16 protein-coding genes are annotated in these 19,867 nt (G+C 74.6%); 13 read left to right on the top strand and 3 right to left on the bottom strand.

Annotated features, from left to right (window positions below):
• The first annotated feature begins 138 nt into the window (after positions 1-138).
• Together ABD994_RS12625 and ABD994_RS12620 are read left to right on the top strand one after the other, a co-directional pair.
• Positions 139-1,485 carry an MFS transporter gene (locus tag ABD994_RS12625; RefSeq protein ID WP_345414765.1) on the top strand — a complete coding sequence of 449 codons (1,347 nt, stop codon included), beginning with the start codon at positions 139-141 and terminating at the stop codon, positions 1,483-1,485.
• Between the two features lie 4 nt (positions 1,486-1,489).
• The gene (locus ABD994_RS12620; RefSeq protein ID WP_345414762.1) at positions 1,490-2,236 is read left to right on the top strand and encodes an SDR family NAD(P)-dependent oxidoreductase; all 747 of its coding nucleotides are present in this window, start codon (positions 1,490-1,492) and stop codon (positions 2,234-2,236) included.
• On the opposite strand, the gene ABD994_RS12615 is transcribed toward ABD994_RS12620, so the two are convergent.
• Entirely contained in the window at positions 2,233-3,249 is a 1,017-nt protein-coding gene (locus ABD994_RS12615; protein ID WP_345414760.1) for an alcohol dehydrogenase catalytic domain-containing protein, read from the bottom strand. The two genes, ABD994_RS12620 and ABD994_RS12615, sit on opposite strands and share 4 nt — an antisense overlap.
• A gap of 57 nt (positions 3,250-3,306) precedes the next feature.
• Complete coding sequence (locus ABD994_RS12610; RefSeq protein ID WP_345414758.1) at positions 3,307-5,655, bottom strand: LuxR C-terminal-related transcriptional regulator; 2,349 nt, start codon at positions 5,653-5,655, stop codon at positions 3,307-3,309.
• Positions 5,656-5,864: 209 nt separating this feature from the next.
• Between ABD994_RS12610 and ABD994_RS12605 the strand changes: the two genes are divergently transcribed.
• Genes ABD994_RS12605 through ABD994_RS12560 form a run of 10 tightly spaced genes read left to right on the top strand, consistent with a single transcriptional unit; the run spans position 5,865 to position 18,972 of the window.
• Positions 5,865-7,766, top strand: coding sequence for a hydantoinase/oxoprolinase family protein (locus ABD994_RS12605; protein WP_345414756.1), 1,902 nt, complete (start codon positions 5,865-5,867; stop codon positions 7,764-7,766).
• A complete protein-coding gene (locus ABD994_RS12600) occupies positions 7,763-8,137 on the top strand; it encodes an acetone carboxylase subunit gamma (RefSeq protein ID WP_345414753.1) in 375 nt (124 codons plus the stop codon). Before ABD994_RS12605 ends, ABD994_RS12600 begins: the two co-directional genes overlap by 4 nt.
• Positions 8,134-10,347, top strand: coding sequence for a hydantoinase/oxoprolinase family protein (locus ABD994_RS12595; protein WP_345414751.1), 2,214 nt, complete (start codon positions 8,134-8,136; stop codon positions 10,345-10,347). Before ABD994_RS12600 ends, ABD994_RS12595 begins: the two co-directional genes overlap by 4 nt.
• Entirely contained in the window at positions 10,344-12,398 is a 2,055-nt protein-coding gene (locus ABD994_RS12590; protein WP_345414748.1) for a hydantoinase B/oxoprolinase family protein, read from the top strand. The genes ABD994_RS12595 and ABD994_RS12590 overlap by 4 nt, the downstream gene beginning before the upstream one ends.
• A gap of 2 nt (positions 12,399-12,400) precedes the next feature.
• The gene (locus tag ABD994_RS12585; protein WP_345414746.1) at positions 12,401-12,973 is read left to right on the top strand and encodes a hypothetical protein; all 573 of its coding nucleotides are present in this window, start codon (positions 12,401-12,403) and stop codon (positions 12,971-12,973) included.
• A complete protein-coding gene (locus ABD994_RS12580) occupies positions 12,973-14,130 on the top strand; it encodes a thiolase family protein (RefSeq protein ID WP_345414744.1) in 1,158 nt (385 codons plus the stop codon). Before ABD994_RS12585 ends, ABD994_RS12580 begins: the two co-directional genes overlap by 1 nt.
• Positions 14,127-15,896: an AMP-binding protein gene (locus tag ABD994_RS12575; protein ID WP_345414742.1), complete on the top strand. Its 1,770-nt coding sequence runs from the start codon at positions 14,127-14,129 to the stop codon at positions 15,894-15,896. The genes ABD994_RS12580 and ABD994_RS12575 overlap by 4 nt, the downstream gene beginning before the upstream one ends.
• A gap of 27 nt (positions 15,897-15,923) precedes the next feature.
• The gene (locus ABD994_RS12570; protein WP_345414739.1) at positions 15,924-17,063 is read left to right on the top strand and encodes a PucR family transcriptional regulator; all 1,140 of its coding nucleotides are present in this window, start codon (positions 15,924-15,926) and stop codon (positions 17,061-17,063) included.
• A 41-nt stretch (positions 17,064-17,104) separates the two neighbouring features.
• Positions 17,105-17,575 carry a MarR family winged helix-turn-helix transcriptional regulator gene (locus ABD994_RS12565; protein ID WP_345414737.1) on the top strand — a complete coding sequence of 157 codons (471 nt, stop codon included), beginning with the start codon at positions 17,105-17,107 and terminating at the stop codon, positions 17,573-17,575.
• A complete protein-coding gene (locus ABD994_RS12560; protein WP_345414735.1) occupies positions 17,572-18,972 on the top strand; it encodes a chloride channel protein in 1,401 nt (466 codons plus the stop codon). The genes ABD994_RS12565 and ABD994_RS12560 overlap by 4 nt, the downstream gene beginning before the upstream one ends.
• Before the next feature lies 1 nt (position 18,973).
• Here the strand turns inward: ABD994_RS12560 and ABD994_RS12555 are convergent, their stop codons facing one another.
• Positions 18,974-19,309 carry a DUF1330 domain-containing protein gene (locus ABD994_RS12555; protein WP_345414732.1) on the bottom strand — a complete coding sequence of 112 codons (336 nt, stop codon included), beginning with the start codon at positions 19,307-19,309 and terminating at the stop codon, positions 18,974-18,976.
• 104 nt (positions 19,310-19,413) lie between these two features.
• Between ABD994_RS12555 and ABD994_RS12550 the strand changes: the two genes are divergently transcribed.
• Positions 19,414-19,866 carry a VOC family protein gene (locus tag ABD994_RS12550; protein ID WP_345414730.1) on the top strand — a complete coding sequence of 151 codons (453 nt, stop codon included), beginning with the start codon at positions 19,414-19,416 and terminating at the stop codon, positions 19,864-19,866.
• Position 19,867: the final 1 nt, after the last annotated feature.

Here is a 19,867-nt window from a genome sequence, read left to right as displayed (position 1 = left end):
AGCTTGAGCTGAACCGAGTTCGATGTCAAGCGCGATCGACCGGGAACTGCCTCTTGAACTGATATCAGTTCAGTGTCTACCGTCACTCCCTGCCGCCCGGACGTAGGGTCTCGGCGCAGGAGCGCGAAGGAGCGCCGCATGACGACGAACAGCCGGAGCGACCGGGAGGTGGTCGCCCGACGGGCCAGCACGGCCGCGGCCGTCGGCACCGCCATCGAGTACTACGACTTCGCGATCTACGGCTCCCTCGCCGTCGTCCTCGCGAAGCTCTTCTTCCCCGCCACCCAGGGCTTCGTGGCGCTGCTGTCGACGCTCGGGGTGATCGCCGGCGCGTACGTCATCCGCCCGCTCGGCGGCCTGCTCTTCGGCCGCCTCGGTGACCGGAAGGGTCGCCGGACGGTGCTCCTCGCGACCGTCGCCCTGATGGGGATCGCCACGGCGCTCACCGGGCTCCTGCCCACCTACGCCTCGATCGGCGTCGCGGCGCCGATCCTCCTGACCGTCCTGCGCCTGCTGCAGGGGCTGTCGGCGGGCGGGGAGGTCGGCGGCGCCGTGTCGCTGTCGACCGAGTCGTCCCCGTCGAAGCGGCGAGGGCTGTTCGGGTCGGCGACCTCGGTCGGGGTGGCGATCGGCCTCGCCGGCGCCGCGGCCGTCGTGGGCACCGTGAGCGCCCTGACCACGGCCGAGCAGATGGCCAGCTGGGGCTGGCGCATCCCGTTCCTCATCGCCGCGCCGCTGCTGGTGGCCGCCGTGGTCTACCGGCTCAAGGTGGAGGACTCGCCGCTGTTCGTGCAAATGGTGGAGGAGGCGGCGCCGCCGAAGGCCCCGCTCACCGAGGTCGTGCGCGACCACAAGGGGAGCCTGCTCCGGATCATCGGCCTGGCGTACTCCACGCTGACCACCGGCGCCCTCGCGTCGGTCTACCTGGTGGTGCACCTCTCGGGGGTGCTGAAGTACCCGCTGTCGAGCAGCCTGTGGCTGACCGTCCTCATCATCCTGCTGCCGATCGGACTCATCCCGTGGGCCGGCGCGCTGAGCGACCGCTTCGGCCGCAAGCGGGTGGCCGCCACCGGCATGCTCGGCTTCGTCGTGCTGTCGGTGCCCTGCTTCTGGGCCATGCAGCAGGACTCGCTGCTGCTCGCGATCGTGGCCGCGCTCGTCCTCAACGTGCCCTTCGCCATCCAGCAGGGGGTCGTCTACACGATGTACGCGGAGCAGTTCCCGACGCGCGTGCGCTACTCGGGGGTGTCGCTCGGCTTCAACATCGGTGGCATCGTCGGCACCGGGACCGCCTCACTGGTGGCGACGTCGCTCGTCGCGGCCACCGGGGTCACGATCGCCCCGGCCTTCTACGCCGTGTTCGCGGCGGCGGTCGGGCTCCTCGTGCTGCTCGCCATCCGCGAGAGCGCCGGGGAGCGGCTCGCGAGCGGCATCCCCGCGAGCGAGCAGGACGAGGCGCCCGTGCCCGCGTCCGCGGACCGCTGACGCCGTGCGCGGCCTCGCGGACCGGCGGGTCGTCCTCACCGGTGCCACCGGCGGCCTCGGCACCGCGATCGCCCGCCGGCTCGTCGAGGAGGGCGCCTCGGTGGCGCTCACCGACGTCGACGAGGCCGCGCTGGAGGACCTCGCGGACGCCCTCGACGGCGACACGCTGGTCGCCGTCCTCGACGTCGCCGACCCCGACGGCTGGTCCCGCACGGTCACGGCCGTGCGGGACCGGTGGGGCGCGGCGCACGTGCTCGTCAACAACGCGGGCATCGGCAGCCTCGGCACGGTCGAGACCGAGACGCGGGAGCGCTGGGACCAGGTCGTCGCGGTCGACCAACTCGGGACCTGGCTCGGGATGCAGCACCTCGGTCCGGTGATCGAGGAGAGCGGTGGCGGGTCGATCGTCAACGTCGCCTCGATCCTGGGGGCGACGGGCGGGCTCGCGAACAGCTTCTCCTACGCCGCGGCGAAGGGAGCGGTGCGGGCGATGACGATGAACGCCGCGCTGCACTGGGCGCAGCGCGGCGTGCGCGTCAACGCCGTGGTCCCCGCCTTCATCGGGACCGCGCCCCTGCTCGAGCGCTTCGGGGGCGGCGAGCGCCACCGCGCGATGCTGGACAACACCCCGATGGGGCGTCTCGGGCACCCGGAGGAGGTCGCCGCCGCCGTCGCGTTCCTCGCGAGCGGGGACGCCGCCTACACCACGGGCTCGGAGCTGTACGTCGACGGCGGCTGGGCCGCCCGCTAGTTCCCCTCCGGGACCAGGACCGCGCGCCCGACCAGCCGCCCCTCGCGGAGCCGGGCGAGGGCGAGCTCGGCGTCGGCGAGGGGGAAGATCGTGGTCCGGGGCGTGAGGGCGCCGCCCCGGGCCACCCCGACGACGGCCTCGAGCTCCGGCCGGGACCCCCAGAACGGGACGCGCACCGTGGCACCGGAGGGCAGCACCCCGGGCTTCGAGACCGTGAGGGTCCCGCCCCCGCTGCCCACGACGACGAGCTCGCCGGCCGTCCGCAGCAGGGACACCGCCAGGTCGAGGCTGCTCTGGGCCCCGGCGAAGTCGAACACGACGTCGGCGCCGTGGCTCGCGACCCGGGCCACCGCGGCGTCCGCGTCGGCCGGGAGCACCGCGACGTCCGCCCCGCACTCGCGCGCGAGGTCGAGCGCCTCCTCCCGGGCGTCGACCGCGACGACGGCCGTCCCGAGCCCGCGGAGCAGGCCGATCGCGAGGTGACCGAGCCCGCCGACGCCGATGACGACGGCGAGCGCGTCGGGCTCGGCCAGGGCCACCCGGCTGCCGTCGACGGCATGGAACGACGTCAGCCCCGCGTCCGTCAGCGTCGCCGCCGCGACCGGATCCAGGCCCGCCGCCGACACGACCCGAGCCCGGTCCACGACCACGGCCTCGGCCATCCCGCCGTCGAGACCGAGCCCCAGACCGGCCGCGGGCAGCGTCGCCCGGTGGTCGCAGTAGTTCGTCCGGCCCGACAGGCACCGGCGGCAGCGTCCGCAGCCGAACGGCGCGTGCACGACGACCTGCTCGTCCACCGTCAGGTCCTCGACGCCCTCCCCCAGCGCCGCGATCCGGCCGCACGTCTCGTGCCCGAGCGTGAACGGCAGCCGCCACCGCGCGGCGGCCCCGCCGTGCATGACCGCGAGGTCGGAGTGGCAGACACCAGCCGCGAGCACATCGAGCCGCACCTGCCCGGGACCGGGCTCGGGAGCGGGCAGCTCCACCAGCTCGGCGGTCCCCGGGGCGGTCATCCGATACGCGATCACACCTGAACCAAGCTCAGTTCAGCCCACCGTGTCAAGCCTCGATCAACGCGACCGGCTCGCCATCCAGCTGGCGATCTGCGTGCGCGACCCGAACGACAGCTTGCGCAGCATCCGCTCGACGTGGCCGTCGACGGTGCGCCGGGAGATCACCAGCCGCTCCCCGATGTCGCGGTTGCTCAGCCCGTCCGCGATGAGCGCGGCGATCTCGCTCTCGCGCGACGTCAGCGGGTCCCCGGTCGGCGGCTGCGAGGAGGCGGGTGTCGGGGCCGGTCCCGGGGTCTCGGCGCTCCCGGCCAGCGCGATCCCCAGCCGGACCGCGTCGGGGAGGGCGACGTCGGCGTGCTCGTCGCGCAGCGCCTCGGCGCGCTCGCGCCCCAGGGCGGCGTCGATGCGGGCGGCGTGCTCCTGCCCCTCGGCGGACGCGTGGGGGCCGAACGCGGCCAGCGACGTCCCGAGCCGCCGCCACACCGAGCGGGCCAGCCCGGACAGGGTCGCGGCGTCCGCGGCACGCCCGCTCGCCAGCGCGATCCACGAGCAGACCTCGATGCTCAGCGCCGTGCAGACCCCGTCCCGGAAGTCCCGCTCGATCCGCATCGTCGCGAGGATCGCCTCGCGCGCGGCGTCGAGCCCGCCGAGGTGGAGGTGGCTGATCGCGGCGATCCAGCGGCCGTAGCCGCGGTTCCACAGCTCGCCGACGGCGGTCGCCCCGTCGACGACGGCCGCGGCGGTCACGAGCGCCTCGTCGGAGCGGCCCGCGTAGGTCTGCGCCATGGCCAGCTGGAACGCGGCCGTGAGCTCGGGGCCCTGCAGGCCCATGCGCCGGTGCAGGGCGATCGCGCGCCGGTAGCAGGAGATGGCGTCGTCGAGGTCGCCCTCGAACAGGTGCAGCAGCGCCGTCCAGTGCGCGGCGTGGCCCTGCAGCGCGAGGTCGCCGCGGGCGTGCGCGATGCGGCTGCACTCCGCGAGCCACCCGCGCGCCTCGGCCCGGTCGCCCTGGATGAGCGCCACCCACGCCGCCACCCAGAGCGCCTCGCCGCGCTGGGCGGAGCCCTCCTCGAGGTGCGGGAGCAGGCGCTCGAGCCACCGCCGGCCGTAGGTGAGGAAGCCGCCGGCGATCCAGTGGTAGCGCAGCTGCGAGGCCAGCCGGGCCCCGCCGACGGCCTCGCCCGGGGTCTCGACGGAGAAGGCGAGCGCGGCGATGAGGTTGGGGTGGTCGGCGCGCAGGGTGGCGAGGTCGCGGGCCTGGTCAGGCCCGCACCACCGGTCGATCACCGCCTCGGCACGGCGGATGTAGTGGTCGCGGTGGCGGCGGCGGACCTCGACGGTCTCGCCGGAGGCCTCCAGCCGCTCGGCCCCGTACTCCCGCAGCGGCACGAACTGCCGGTAGCGCACGCTCTCGCCGTCGCGGTCGGCCAGGACCACCGACTTGCCGACGAGCCCGTCGAGCGCCTCCAGCAGGCGGTCGCCGTCGAGCTCGCCGTGGCCACAGACGCCGTCGAGGGTCTCGAGGTCGACCGACGCCGGGAACACCGACATCCGCGCCCACAGCAGCCGCTCGTCGGGCCCGCACAGGTCGAAGCTCCAGTCGATCAGCGCGTGCAGCGACCGGTGCCGCGGCTCGGCGTCGCGGACCGGGGCCTTGAGCAGGTGCAGCCGGCCGCCGAGGCGCTCCACCACCTGCGACACGGGCAGGGTCCGCAGGCGCACGGCGGCCAGCTCGATGGCCAGCGGCAGCCCGTCGAGGCGCCGGCACAGCTCGACGACGGCCGCGCGGTTGGCCGGGGTGATGGCGAACTCGGGCAGGACGCTGCGGGCCCGGTCGAGCAGGAGCCGCACCGCGGGCACGTCGTCGAGCGACCGGCTGCCGGCGGCGTCCGGGTCGCCGGGCACGGGCAGCGGCGCGAGGCGGTGGACCTGCTCGCCCCACAGGCCGAGCGGCTCGCGGCTCGTGGCCAGCACGGTGAGGTCGGGCAGCGCCTCGAGCAGCCGGCGCAGCAGCGCGACGCTGCCCTCGATGAGGTGCTCACAGTTGTCCACGACCAGCAGGACGGGCTCGCCGCCCAGGTGGTCGACGACGCGGTCGACGGCGTCGCGGTTGGACTGGTCGGGCACGCCCAGCGCCGTCGCCACCGCCGGCGCGATCTGCGAGGGGTGGGTGACGCTCGCCAGCTCGACGACGTGGGCCGACCGGACCTCCGACGCGACGGTCAGCGCGAGACGGGTCTTCCCGACCCCGCCCGGCCCCGTGAGCGTCACCAGCCGCCGCTCGGCCAGCGCGGCCCGCACCCGCTCGAGGTCGGTCTCGCGGCCCACGAAGCTGGTCAGCGAGGTGAGCGGCCGCCGTCCACCGGCGGGCGCGACGGGCCGCTCGTCCGACACGACGTCGACCATGTGACGCCTCCCCGTCGCCGCGTCTCCTCGCTGGAGCATGACACGGGTCACCCCCCGTGCGGTGCCCCCGCGGCGGCGATCTACCCGCGTAGCCCGGCACGCGGCGGTGGGGTGATCTCACGCTGTCGGCGGCCCGGCCCGCGCGGCCACGGTGTAGCGGCGATCACACCCGCCGCACCACGAGGAGGGCCGATGCCCCGGGAGACACCGTGCTGAACATCGACGTCGACACCGGCGGCACGATGACCGACGGCCTGGTCAGCGGGGACGCCCCGTCCACCGGGTTCGCGGGCGTGTTCAGCGTCAAGGTGGAGACCACGCCGCACGACGTCACGATCGCGTTCGCGGAGGTCCTCGACGCGGCCCGCCGGCACGTCGGCGCGGCCACCATGCGCGACCTGCTCGACGAGGTCGCGCTCATCCGCTGGTCGTCCACCATCACGTCGAACGTGCTGGCGCAGAAGAGCGGCCCCAAGCTGGGCCTGCTCGTCACGGCCGGCCACGAGGACGACCTCTACACCAGCCGCGACGAGGCGGCGACGGTCGTCGGCCCGCTCATCGACCGGGAGAACATCACCGGGGTCGCGCCCGACGCGTCGGACGACGACGTGCGCACCGCGGTGAAGGGCCTGTTCGACCAGGGCATCCGCCGCATCAACATCAGCCTGCAGGGGGCCTTCGCCGACGACGCCGCGGAGCAGAAGGTCGTCGCGCTGATCGACGCGCAGTACCCCGACCACTACCTCGGCTCGATCCCGGCCCTGCCGGCCAGCGAGATCCTGCTGCGCCCCGACGACGCGACCCGCACGTTCGTCTCACTGATCAACGCCTACGTGCACCCGTCGCTCGCGACCTCGCTCTACCGTGCCGAGGAGACGCTCAAGCAGGAGCACTCCTGGCGGGGCAACGTGCTCGTCGGGCACATCAACGGCGGCGTCGCCCGCATCGGCAAGACCACCGCGTTCGACACCATCGAGTCCGGCCCCCTCTTCGGCACCCACGCCTGCGCGGCCGAGGCCGCCCGCCTCGGCGACGCGCGGGTGCTGGCCGTGGACGTCGGCGGCACGACGACCAAGGTGTCGGCGGTCGAGGACGGCCGCGTCGTCGACCGCGACGAGGGCCACCTGTTCGGCATCCCGGTGCGCACCAACCTCCCGCTGCTGCGCTCCATCGCCCTCGGCGGCGGGTCGGTGGCCCGGGTGCAGGACGGCCGGATGACCCTCGGCCCCGACTCGATGGGCGCCGCCCCCGGCCCGGCCTGCTACGGCCTCGGCGGGCGGAACGCGACGACCACCGACGCGTTCGTCGTGCTCGGGTACCTGTCCCCCACCGCGTTCCTCGAGGGCCGCCGCACGCTCGACGTCGACGCGGCGCGGACCGCGATCGACCGCGCCGTCGGGAGCCCGCTCGGGCTGTCGACCGACGACGCGGCACGACGGATCGTGGACGCCGCCCTCGACATGACCGCGCAGCTCGCCCGCGACACCGCCGCGGAGATGGGCTGGGACCCGGCCGGCACGGCCGTCCACGCCCTCGGCGGCAACGGCCCGCTGGTCGCCACCGGCGTCGCCGACCGGCTCGGCGCGTCGACGGTGCGGCTGTTCGGCTTCGGCAACGTGCTCTCGGCCTACGGCTCGGCGATCTCCGACGTCGTGCACGTCTACGAGTCCGCCGTCGCGGGCCCCGACGAGGCGCGCGGCGCCGCGGCCCGGCTGCGCGACGAGGCCCGCCGCGACCTGCGCGGCGAGGGCTTCGACCCCGACGGCGCGGACCTCGCGTGGGAGGTCCGCGACGCGGACGGCACCCGCCACGGTGCGGCCGGCGACGTCGAGGGGGCCCTGGGCGGCACCCCGCGCCTGATCCGCCTCACCGCCCGCTCGGTGCTGCCGAGCCTGGAGAAGCCGACCCCGGCGGCGGGGGCCGAGCCCGCCGACGGCGAGCGCGGGGGCCTGCCCGTCCGGGCCTGGTCCACGACGGCCGGACAGCGCCTCGACGGGCCCGTGCTCGTCGACGGCGGGGCCTTCACCTGGCTCGTCGGGCCGGGTTGGTCGCTGCAGGTCGACCAGCACGGCGACGCGGTCGCCGCCCGCACCTCCGAGGGAGCGTCATGACCCGCATCCACGTCGCCGAGTACCTCGACCTCGACGTCGGCACCGAGCGGTGGCACTGCCACTCGTGCGGCCACGACATCGCGGCGGCGAGGGACAACTACAAGACGGGCCTGCTGCTCACCGAGCGGGACCCGAGCGAGGTGCACCCGCCGCTGATCGAGGGCCGGTTCACCTTCGCCCCGGACCCGACGTGGGTCCGCATCGTCGAGTTCCACTGCCCGGGGTGCGGGCGGCAGGTCGAGACCGAGTACCTGCCGCCCGGCCACCCGATCACCCACGACACCGAGATCGACATCGACTCCCTCAAGCGCCGCCTCGACGCCGGGGAGCTGCGCGTGGACGAGGCCGGGAAGCTGGAGGTGACGGCGTGAGCAGGACGCGCAGCGGAGCGGAGCCGGACCGTCGACGCCGCACGATCGACATCGACGTGGGCGGGACCTTCACCGACCTGGTGCTCACGTGGGACGACCGGCGCATCACGGCCAAGGCGCCGACCACGCCCTACGACCTCTCGGTCGGCTTCCTCGACGTGCTCACCGACGGCGCCGAGCAGCTCGGCACCGACATCGACGAGCTCCTGCCGCAGGTCGAGCTGGTGCGCTACTCGACGACCGTGGCCATGAACCGGCTCATCGAGCGCAAGGGGCCGCGCCTGGGCCTGCTGACCACCGAGGGCCACGAGGACGCCATCCTCATCGGCCGCGGCGCGCAGTGGACCGACGGCACCCGCATCTCCGAGCGGCGCAACCTCGCCGTGCAGCAGAAGCCGGCGCCGCTGGTCACCCGCGACATGATCGCCGGGGTGCGCGAGCGGGTCGACTCGTTCGGCCAGGTGCTGCGCCCGCTCGACGAGGAGGACGTGCGCCGCAAGCTGCGCCGGCTCGTCGACGGCGGGGCCCGGGCGATCGCGGTGTCGCTGCTGTGGTCGTTCGCGAACCCGGCGCACGAGAAGCGGATCCGCGAGATCATCCGCGAGGAGTACCGCAGCTACCACGTCGGCTACCTGCCGGTGGTGCTCTCGCACGAGGTCGTCGGCAAGGTCGGCGAGTACGAGCGCACGATGACCGCGGTGCTCGACGCCTACCTGCAGAGCTCCATCAAGGCCGAGATGGAGCAGACCTGGGACCAGCTGCGCGAGCACGGCTACCGGGGCAGCTTCCTGCTCACCCACAACACCGGCGGCTCGGCGGAGATCTTCAAGACGACGGCGTCCCGGACCTACAACGGCGGGCCGATCGCCGGGCTCATGGGCAGCTACCACATCGGCCAGGCGCTCGGCTTCCGCAACGTCATCGCCTCCGACGTCGGCGGCACCTCGTTCGACCTGGGCATGGTCGTCGACGCCTCGGTGCGCTCCTACGAGTTCCGCCCGATCATCGACCGCTGGATGGTCGGCATCTCGATGCTGCAGGCCACCACGATGGGCGCCGGGGGCGGGTCGATCGCCTCGGTCAACACGCTGCTGGGCAACCGCCTCGAGGTCGGTCCCCGCTCGGCGGGCTCCTACCCGGGCCCGGTCTGCTACGACCTCGGCGGCACCGAGCCCACCACCACCGACGCCGACGTCGCGCTCGGCTACATCGCGCCCGACGGCTACTTCGACGGCCGCATGCCGCTGGACCGCGACAAGGCGGTCGAGGCGATCCGCACGACGATCGCCGAGCCGCTGGGGGTGTCGGTCGACGAGGCGGCGGCGCTCATCCGCCAGGTCATCGAGTCGACGATGGCCTCGGCCATCCAGCGCGAGGTGCACCTGCGCGGCTACCACCCCGAGGACTTCGTGCTGTTCGCCTTCGGCGGCGGCGGGCCCACCCACGTCGCCGGCTACGGCGCCGACGTGCCCACGGCCGTGATCTTCCCGCAGGCGCCGGTGTTCTCCGCGCTCGGCAGCTCGGTCATGGACGTCATGCACGTCTACGAGCAGTCCCGGCGCATCCTGTTCCTCAACGGGATGACCCAGGAGCTCACCACCGACCACGAGGCCTACAACGCGCCGATCCGCGACATGGTCGCCCAGGCCCGCGCCGACCTCACCTCCGAGGGCTTCGACCCCGACGACGCCGTGTTCACCGTCGAGCTCGACATGCTCTACGGCGGCCAGGTGCAGGTGAAGCGGGTGTCCTCGCCCCTGTTGGAGATCCGCAGCCAGGAGGACGCCGCGGCGGTCTACGACGCCTTCGAGAAGGAGTACTCCGAGGCGTTCAGCCCGCACGTGGTCAACAAGCCCGGCGGGGCCTACATCGAGTCGATCATCGTCAAGGCGACCGTGCCCCAGGAGAAGCTCGAGCTCCCGGTGCACGAGCTCGGCGACGCCGACCCGTCACCCGCCCGCCGCGGCAGCCGGGAGGCCTACTGGCCCGACCTGGGCCGCCGCGTCGACACCCCCGTCTACGCGTTCGACCGCCTGACCCCCGGCCACCGCGTCGAGGGACCGGGGCTGGTCGAGGCCGAGTTCACCACGATCGTCGTCCCGCCCGGGCGCGTGCTGCGCATCGACGAGCACGGGCTCGGGCTGCTGGAGCACGCCGTGACCGCCGAGGCGCCCGCGCGGGCCGCCGTGCTGGAAGGAGCCCGGGCATGAGCTTCCCGCCCCTGGCCGAGAAGCTGGCCGCGCTGAAGGTCAGCGAGCCCAGCTCCTACGAACTGTCCTGCCTCGACGCCGTCGCCACCGGCGCCTACGAGATCGGGGTGCAGCGCACCGCGGACATCCTCGACGAGGGCTACGAGGTGTTCATGCGCTCGTCGCGCTCGCAGATGGGCGTGGCGGGCGACTCGATCGTCGCGCTCTTCAACGCGCAGGGCGACCTGGTGAACGCCTCGGCGGGCACCTACCTGCACGCGGTGATCCCGCCGATCGTGATCAAGTACATCCGCGCCCGGTTCGCGCAGAACCCGGGGATCGCCGACGGCGACATCTGGTACACGAACGACGCGCTCTACGGCGGCATCCACAACCCCGACCAGGTCGCGATCATGCCGGTGTTCTTCGAGGGCGAGCTCGTGGCGTGGACCGCGGCGCTCTCGCACACCACCGAGACCGGGGCGTGCGAGCCCGGCGGCATGCCGGTCTCGGCGAAGTCCCGGTTCGACGAGGGCATGAACCTCCCGCCGATGAAGATCGGGCACCAGCACGTCCTGCGCGAGGACGTCATCGAGATGTTCGCGGCCTTCGGGCTGCGCTCGGAGACGTCGGTGACGGTCGACCTGCGGGCGCGCTGCACCACCGCCGACCGCGTGCGGGTGCGGCTGCTGGAGATGTTCGCCCGCGAGGGCAAGGACTTCGTCGTCGGCCTGTTCCGCAAGATGCTCATGGAGGCCGAGGCGGGCTCGCGCAAACGCCTCGCGTCGTGGCCGGACGGCACCTACCGCTGCGCCACGTTCTCCGACGCCGCGGGCATGGAGAACGGCCTGGTCCGCAACTGCTACATGACGATGACCAAGAGCGGCGACCATCTCGAGGTCGACTTCACCGGCACCAGCCCGGAGAACGGGTCGTCGTACAACGCCCACCCGCAGGCGGTGATCGGGCACCTGGCGAACTACATCTACGAGTACGTCTTCCACGACCTCCCGATCTCCTCGGCGACCTTCGAGCCGATCGACTTCGTGTTCCCCGAGAACTCGATGCTCTCGCCCGCCCCCAACGCCGCCACCAGCTGCGCGGTCATGGCGGCCACCGGCGCGATGAGCGCGATCGCCAACTGCGTGGGCCGCGCCCGGTTCGGCACCACGGAGTGGCGCCAGGTGTCGGCGGCGCTGGGCAACGGCGGCAACGCCTCGGTGCTCGCCGGGGTCTCGCAGTGGGGCATGCCGTTCGCCGACATGCTCGCCTACACGATCAACACCGAGGGCTCGGGCGGGCGCGCGACCAGCGACGGCATCAACGCCTACGGCTTCCCGTGGTGCGCGTTCGGACGGGCGCCCGACGTGGAGAACATGGAGAACGAGCTGCCGATGCTCGTGCCGTTCTCCCAGCACTGGGAGGACTCCGGCGGCGCCGGGAAGCACCGCGGCGGGGTGGGCACCGCCCAGCTCTGGGTCGCCCACCACGCGCCGTTCGTGGTGTTCATGTCGATCGCCGACAACTCGATCGTCCAGACCCCGCAGCCGCTGTTCGGCGGCTACTCGCAGTGCACCTGCCCGGGCCTGACGATGGAGGACGTCGACATCCCCGAGCTGCTGCGCGCAGGCGACGAGGGCCGCCTCGACCTGGCCTCGCTGCTCGAGGGCAAGTTCGGCGGGCGGATCGTCTCGGAGAGCTACGCGCGCACCGCCCGGCCGGTGATGGGCGACCAGGTGATCACCCTGGGGATCTCGACCGGCGGCACCGGCTACGGCGACCCGCTCGACCGCGACCCCGAGGCCGTCGAGCGCGACCTCACCGACGGGATGATCTCCGAGTGGGCGGCGACCCACGTGTACGGCGTGCGGTTCAACCCGCAGACCGGCCGCGTCGACCTCGCCGGCACCGTCGAGGAGCGCGCCGAGCGGATGCGGGCGCGCATCGCCGGCGGGAAGAGCTGGGACGACTTCCACGCCGACTGGTCGACGCGCAGGCCGCCCGAGGAGATCCTCGGGCTCTACGGGTCCTGGCCCGACGCGACCGTGGTCACCCCGCTGATGCGGATGTGAGCGTGGCCCTCTCGACCAGGGGCAAGGCGCAGGCGATCGCCGGTGGGCGGGGCGGGCAGCACACGCTGGCCGTCCCGCTCGCCCCGCGCCTGGCCGCCCGCATCGCCGAGCGCCCGTGGGAGGCGTTCCTGACCGACCCGACCCAGCTCGCCAACGGCCTGGGCGACCTGCTCGACGCCGTCCGGCCCGACGGGGTGGCCGTGACGACCCCGTCGATGGACGTCCCGGGCCACCGGGAGGCCGCGCTCGAGGCCACCCGCCGGCTGCGGGTGTCGGCCGGCGACGGCGCCGTCCTCGTCGCGGTCCTGGGGTCCGGGGACGTCGACGCCGTCACGGCGTTCCTCGGGGCCGGGGTGGACGGGGTGGTCCTCGAGGGTGTCGCCGACCCCGCCGCGGCGCGCACCATCGCGAACATGTGCCGGTTCCACCGCGTCATGGCCGTGGCCCCGACGCGGGTCGCGCTGGACGCCCCGGTCCCGGCCACCGGCCTCGTCGTCACCGACGGTGAGTGCCCGGCCGACACCGACGTCACGGCGCTCGCGGACTGGGTCGCCGGCGTCCGGGGAGGGGCCTGATGTTCTTCGAGGACGCCGCGATCCCGCTGGGCGCGGTGTGGTCGTCACCGTTCGCGAAGTGGCAGGGCACCCTCGCCGAGACCTCCAGCCTCGACGTCGCCGCGGCGGTGACCGCGCGGGCGCTGGCCGACCGCGCGCTGCCGGCCGACGAGGTCGACGGGCTGGTGCTGGGCTGGACGGTGCCGGCGCCCGACGTCTTCTACGGCGCGCCTACGCTCGCCGCCCGGCTCGGGCTGCCCGGCCTCACCGGCCCGATGGTGAGCCAGGCGTGCGCCACGTCGGTGGCCGCCCTGCACGCGGCCGCGCTGACCGGGGGCACCCAGCTCGTGGTCGCCGCCGACCGGACCAGCAACGGACCCACGCTGTCCTGGCCGGCGCCGTCACGGCAGGGCGGTGCCCCGGTGACCTCGCACTGGGTGCTCGACAGCTTCGCCCGCGACCCCGGCACCGGGCAGGGCATGCTCGCCACCGGCGAGATCGTCGCCGCGGAGGGCGGGTTCACCCGGGCCGAGGCGGACGCGGTCGCGGTGCTGCGCAGCGAGCAGTACGTCGCGGGGCTGCCCGACCAGCACCGCTACCTCGTGCCGGTGTCGATCCCGGGGCGGCGCTCCTCGGTGGAGCTGGACGCCGATGAGGGCGTCCGCCCGGTCGACGCCGAGACCGCGGCGACGCTCCCGCCCGCGACGACCGACGGCGTGCACACCTTCGCCGCCCAGACCCACCCCGCCGACGGGTGCGCGGGCGCGCTGGTGACGTCGGTCGAGCGCGCGCGCCGGATCGGGGGCGGCGTCGTCCGGCTCGTGGCCAGCGGGTTCGCGCGGGTCGCGCCGGCCCGCATGCCGCAGGCGCCCGTCCCGGCCGCCCGGGCGGCGCTGGCGGCGGCCAGGTGGGACGTCGCGGACCTGCACGCCGTCACCACCCACAACCCGTTCGCCGTCAACGACCTCTACCTCGCCCGCGAGACCGGGATCGCGCTCGAGGACATGAACGTCCGCGGGTGCAGCCTCGTCTTCGGCCACCCGCAGGGACCGACGGGGCTGCGGTCGATCGCCGAGCTGGTCGAGACCCTGCGCGACCGCGGCGGGGGCCGCGGGCTGTTCACCGGGTGCGCCGCGGGCGACACCGGCGCCGCCCTGCTCGTGGAGGTCGACACGTGACCGCTGCCCCGCCCCTGCCCACCTTCGCCGCACCGCACATCGTCCGCGAGGACACCGCCGACGGCCGCATCCTGCTCCGCTCCACCGATCCCCTCGCCCCGCACGCCGTCTCGGTGGTGCACGACTTCCGGACCCACGCCGCGGCCCACCCCGACCGCCTGCTCGTCGCCGAGCCGGCCGGGGACGGGTGGGCGCGCACGACGTGGGGCGCGATGCGCGCAGCGGTCGACCGGCTCGCGCAGGGGCTGCTCGACCGCGGGCTCGCCGACCGGCCGGTCATGGTGCTCTCGGGCAACAGCACGCTGCACCTCACCGTCGCGCTCGCGGCGATGACCGTCGGTGCGCCGGTCGTGCCGACGAGCGTGGCCTACTCGCTGCAGAGCGCCGACCACGCGAAGCTCCGCGCGATGGCCGACCTGGTCCGGCCGGGCCTGGTCGTCGCCGAGACCCCGGAGTTCGCGGCCGCGGTGGCCGCCGTCGGGGGCGAGGTCGTCCTGGGCCCGGGCGGGCTGTCGGTCGACGACCTCGCGGCCGAGCCCACCCCGGCCGTCGACGAGCGCTGCGCGGCGCTGCGGCCCGACACCGTTGCGAAGGTCCTGTTCACGTCGGGCTCGACCGGCGCGCCGAAGGGCGTGCTCAACACCCACGGCATGCTCGCCGCGAACCAGCAGCAGATGCTCCAGGCCTGGCCGTTCCTCGCCGCGGAGCCGCCGGTGCTGCTCGACTGGCTGCCCTGGAGCCACACGTTCGGCGGCAACCACGACACCAACATGGTGCTCGCCCACGGCGGCTCGCTGTGGATCGACGACGGCCGCCCGACGCCCGCGCTGATCGGGCGCACGGTGGCCCGCCTCGCCGACGTCCACCCGACGATCTACCTCAACGTGCCCGCCGGCTACGCCGCCCTGCTCGGCCACCTCGAGCGCGACGAGGACGCCGCCCGCGCGTTCTTCGCGCGGCTGCGCCTCGGGTTCTTCGCCGCCGCCGCGCTCCCCCAGCAGCTGTGGGACCGGCTGACCGCGCTGGCCGGGCGCCACGGGTCGGGGATGCGGATGACCACGTCGTGGGGCATGACCGAGACCGCCCCCGCCGCCACCACCGCGCACTTCCCGATCACGCGCTCGGACTGCCTCGGCGTCCCGCTGCCGGGCGTCGAGCTGGCGCTCGTGCCCGCGGCCGGGAAGCGGGAGCTGCGGGTGCGCGGGCCCAACGTCACCCCCGGCTACCTCCGGCGCGACGACTCCCCGTTCGACGAGCACGGCTACCTGCCCACCGGCGACGCCGTCGCCCTCGTCGACGAGGACGACCCGGCCGCCGGGCTCGTCTTCCGCGGACGGATCGCCGAGGACTTCAAGCTCTCGTCGGGCACGTTCGTCAGCGTCGGCACCCTGCGGCCGCGGCTGCTGTCCGCCTCGGAGGGCCTGGTCACCGACGCGGTGCTGTGCGGGGAGGGCACGGACGCCGTCCGCGCGCTGGTGTGGCTGCACCCCGACCACGCCCAGCGCCACCACGACGGCGTGCCCGACGAGGGCCTGCGCGCCGACCTCGCCGCCACCCTCGCGCGCCTCGCCGCCGAGGGGGGCGGCGCGTCCCAGCGCGTCGAGCGGGTGCTGGTCCTCACCGAACCGGCGGCCCTCGACGCCGGCGAGATCACCGACAAGGGCTACGTCAACCAGCGCGCCGTGCGGGAGCGCCGCGCCCACCTCGTGGGCCTGCTCGCCGCCGAACCGCCGCCCCCAGCCGTCGTCACGCGGACCACCGGATGACGCCGGCGCGCGGCTAGCATCGTGGGCGTGCCCGCACGTCCCGCCGAGCTCCTCGCCGGGGCGCTGGCGGCGCGGGCCCCCGGGATCGCGGCGCAGGTGCACGCCCGCATCACGGCGAACATCCCCACCTACGACCGCGTGCCCCGGGCCGAGGTCCAGGCGTCGGTGGTGCAGATCGTGCACGACGTCTGCGGGGTGCTGCGGGCCGGCACGGTGCCCGAGCCCGGGCTGATCGTGCAGGCCGAGGAGTCGTCGCGGGCGCGGGCGAAGCAGGGCGTGCCGATCCACGACATCATGCACGCCTTCCGCTTCTCGATGGGCGCGATCCGGGACGCGCTGGCGGCGGCGGCCGCGGAGGTCGGCCTCGACGCGGCGGACACCGTCGGGCTGCTCACGCTCGCGTGGTCCTACAGCGACGCCTACACCGGCAACGTCGTCGCCGTGTACCGGCAGTCGGACATCGAGAACGCCCTCGACCAGGCTCGCCGCGCGCAGCAGTTCCTGCTCGGGCTGCTCGACGGCACGCTCACCGGCGCCGAGCTCACCCTCGCCGCGACCGCGCTGGTGCTCGACCCGGAGACGCCCCACCACGCCCTCCGGGCACGGCCCGCGGGCACCGACCCCGGCCCGCTGCTGCGCGAGCTGCAGCGCCAGGCCGCCCGGCACCGGGGCGTGGCCGTGCTGGCGGCGATCGGCGCGCAGGTCGCGGGCGTCGTGCCGTTCCGCCCGGAGGCGACGGGCGAGGCCGACCTGGTCGCCCTCGGCCCCGCGGTGCCCCTCGAGCGGCTCGACGGCTCGTTCCGCACCGCCCAGGCCGTCCTCACCGCGTCCACCACCTTGGGGCTGGGCGGGGTGCGCGCGCTCGAGGACCTCAGCTGGCGCGCGGCCGCGGCCCACGCGGGCGAGGTGAACGGCCTGCTGCGCGAGCGGTACCTGGCGCCGCTGGCCGACCAGGGCGACTTCGGGGTGCTGGTGCGCGAGGCGGTCACGGTCTACCTCGCGCAGGACCGCAGCGTGCCCCGCGCCGCGCGGGCGCTGCCGGTGCACCCCAACACGCTGCGGTACCGCCTGCGCCGGTTCGAGGACCTCACCGGGTGCTCGCTGGACTCGACCGAGACGATCGTCGAGGTGAGCTTCGCGCTCGGGATCACGGCGCGGACCCCGTAGCCCGGGTTGCGACGGGTGTTGCCCAGGGCAATGATTAGCTCGTGCAACGACTGGAGGAGCCGGCCGACGAGCTGCTCGACGCGGTGATGACGGCCAGCCGCGCCCTGCTCGCGGTGGTCGTCCGCTCGCTCGCGGCGGTCGACGAGGACGTGACCCTGCCCCAGTACCGGGCCCTGGTCGTGCTCGCCCAGCACGGCGCGGTCCGCCCGGTCGACCTGGCCGCGACGCTGGCGGTCACGCCGCCCACCTGCACCCGGATGTGCGGCCGGCTCGACGCCAAGGGCCTCGTCGTGCGCGAGCGCCCCGCCGACGACCGCCGCGCGGTGGTCGTCTCGCTCTCCGCCACGGGGCGCGACCTGGTCGCGCAGGTGACCCGCCGACGCCGCGACGAGCTGCGCCTGCTCCTGGCGCGGGTGCCCGCGGACCGGCGGTCGGCCGTGGTCGAGGGACTGCGGTCGCTCGCGGACGCGTCGGGCGAGGTGCCCGAGACCGACTGGGCGGTGACGTCGTGAGCACCACCATCGAGGAGGACGACGAGCCCCGGACCCGCTGGTGGGACCGCCCCGCCCGCGGCGCCCGCGCGCTGCACGGCTGGCTGACCACCTCCCGCCCGGGCCTGGTGGGGCTCGCGCTGGTGATCGGCGTCGGCGCCGGGCTCGGGGCCGTGGCGTTCCGGTACCTGATCGTCGGCATCACCTGGCTGGTCACCGGCCGGCAGGACTTCTCCGACGCCGGCCGCGTCGCCAGCACGCACCTGCCCTGGCTGGGCCCCTGGTTCCTGCTGCTCGCGCCCGTGGTGGGCGGCCTGGTCTACGGCCCGCTGGTCACCCGCTTCGCGCCCGAGGCCCGCGGCCACGGCGTGCCGGAGGTGATGTTCGCGGTGGCCCGGCGGGGCGGGCGCATCCCGGCGCGCGTCGCGGCGGTGAAGTCGCTGGCGTCGGCGCTGTGCATCGGCACCGGCGGCTCGGTCGGCCGCGAGGGGCCGATCGTGCAGATCGGCTCGGCGCTGGGGTCGTCGATCGGCCAGGCGCTGCGGGTGCCCGCCGGGCGGCTCACGCTCATGGTCGCCTGCGGCGCCGCCGGCGGGATCTCGGCGACGTTCAACGCGCCGATGGCCGGCGTCGTGTTCGGTCTGGAGATCATCCTGCGGGCGTTCGCCGCCGAGTCGTTCGGCGTGCTCGTGATCTCGTCGGTGACCGCCAACGTCGTCGCCCGCCTGCTCGTCGGCGACGACACGATCCTGCACCTGCCCCACTGGACGCTGGGCTCGTCGGCCGAGCTGCCGCTCTACGCCGTGCTCGGCCTGCTCGCCGGACTCGTGGGCTGGGGCTTCGCGCGCGTGCTCTACGCCGTCGAGGACGCGTGCGACTGGGTCTGGCGCGGCCCGGAGTGGCTGCGCCCCGCCGTCGGCGGCATCGTGCTCGGCGCGGTGCTCCTGGCCCTGCCGCAGCTCTACGGCGTCGGCTACCCCGTGCTGCAGGACGGCCTGGCCGGGCAGTACGCGCTCGGGTTCCTGCTGCTGCTCGCCCTCGGCAAGGTGCTCGCGACGAGCCTGACGATCGGGATCGGCGGCTCCGGCGGGGTGTTCGCACCGTCGCTGTTCGTCGGCGGGCTGGCCGGCACCGCGTTCGGCGGCGTGGCCGCCGCGCTGTTCCCGGCGCTGCACATCGCGCCCGGCGCCTTCGGCCTGGTCGGCATGGCCGCGGTGTTCGCCGGCGCCGCGCACGCCCCGATCACCGCCGTGCTCATCGTGTTCGAGCTGACCGGTGACTACGCGGTGATCCTGCCGCTGATGCTCGCCGTCGTGCTCGCGACCGGCGTGAGCCACCTGGTGTCCCGGCAGAACATCTACACGCTCAAGCTCGTGCGGCGGGGCGTCGACCTCGACGCCCCGGGCGCGTCGACCTAGCTCAGGGCTCCCGGTCGTTCAGCACGGGCCGCAGGTCCTCGAGCTTGTCGTAGGCCCACCACAGGTAGTTCTCCGTCCCGCCCTCGCGCAGGGGGTGGAGGTCGGCGTGATCGGGGTCGTCCTTGAAGGCCTGGAAGGCCTCCGGCGACGGCCACTCGACGAGCACCAGCACCCGGCGCGGGGAGCCGCCGGTGCTCGGGGCGTCGGCGGAGAGCTTGCCGAGCGCGACCACCCGCCCGCCGTGGGCGCCGACGGCGGCGGCGGACCGCTTCGAGTAGGACCGGTAGTCGTCATTGGGCGCGAGGTCGAAGAGGTTCAGGGCGTAGACCGCACTCATGGCGCCGATGGTGCACCCGCGTCGTCGGCCGCGACGAACCGCGGGCCGCAGATGTGTGCGCGCGGACGACGACCCGCGGGCCCCCCGTTCCTAGCGTCGGGGACATGCCCCTCCCGGAGAACCCCGCCCGCAACACCGACTCGCCCTTCGCGTCGATGCGCGCCCACCACACCGGCATCCGCTACCCCGACTTCGAGGACGCCCGCTCGTTCTGGGTCGACAAGATGGACTGGCGGGTCCTGCAGACCTGGCCCTACGGCGACCTGACGCTCGCCTACGTGATGCCGCCCGACCAGGACGACTTCCACCTCGAGATCCTCGCCGGGCCGGGCGCCGCCGCGCAGCCGGAGTTCGCCGACGTCGACGAGAGCCTCGGGGTCAACGGCCTCAACCACGTCTGCATCGAGGTCGCCAGCGTCGACGACACCCTCGCCGAGCTGCGCGCCCGCGGCGTCGACGTGGTCAACGAGCCCTTCGAGCTGGAGGAGATCAGCGCCCGGCTGGCGTTCTTCCGCGACCCGTGGGGCAACATGTTCGAGCTCTCCCAGCGGATCTGAC

Source organism: Actinomycetospora chlora, assembly GCF_039542135.1.
Classification (GTDB): Bacteria; Actinomycetota; Actinomycetes; order Mycobacteriales; family Pseudonocardiaceae; genus Actinomycetospora; species Actinomycetospora chlora.
The sequence above is the reverse complement of the archived record's forward strand: the minus strand, read 5'-3'. Positions and strand labels throughout refer to the sequence as shown.

Bases quoted from the DNA above. Each gene is read 5' to 3' on its own strand.
- ABD994_RS12615 (WP_345414760.1), bottom strand. From the start codon at position 3,249: ATGACCGCCCCGGGGACCGCCGAGCTGGTGGAGCTGCCCGCTCCCGAG.
- ABD994_RS12600 (WP_345414753.1), top strand. From the start codon at position 7,763: ATGACCCGCATCCACGTCGCCGAGTACCTCGACCTCGACGTCGGCACC.
- ABD994_RS12555 (WP_345414732.1), bottom strand. From the start codon at position 19,309: ATGAGTGCGGTCTACGCCCTGAACCTCTTCGACCTCGCGCCCAATGAC.
- ABD994_RS12590 (WP_345414748.1), top strand. From the start codon at position 10,344: ATGAGCTTCCCGCCCCTGGCCGAGAAGCTGGCCGCGCTGAAGGTCAGC.
- ABD994_RS12550 (WP_345414730.1), top strand. From the start codon at position 19,414: ATGCCCCTCCCGGAGAACCCCGCCCGCAACACCGACTCGCCCTTCGCG.
- ABD994_RS12610 (WP_345414758.1), bottom strand. From the start codon at position 5,655: ATGGTCGACGTCGTGTCGGACGAGCGGCCCGTCGCGCCCGCCGGTGGA.
- ABD994_RS12625 (WP_345414765.1), top strand. From the start codon at position 139: ATGACGACGAACAGCCGGAGCGACCGGGAGGTGGTCGCCCGACGGGCC.
- ABD994_RS12580 (WP_345414744.1), top strand. From the start codon at position 12,973: ATGTTCTTCGAGGACGCCGCGATCCCGCTGGGCGCGGTGTGGTCGTCA.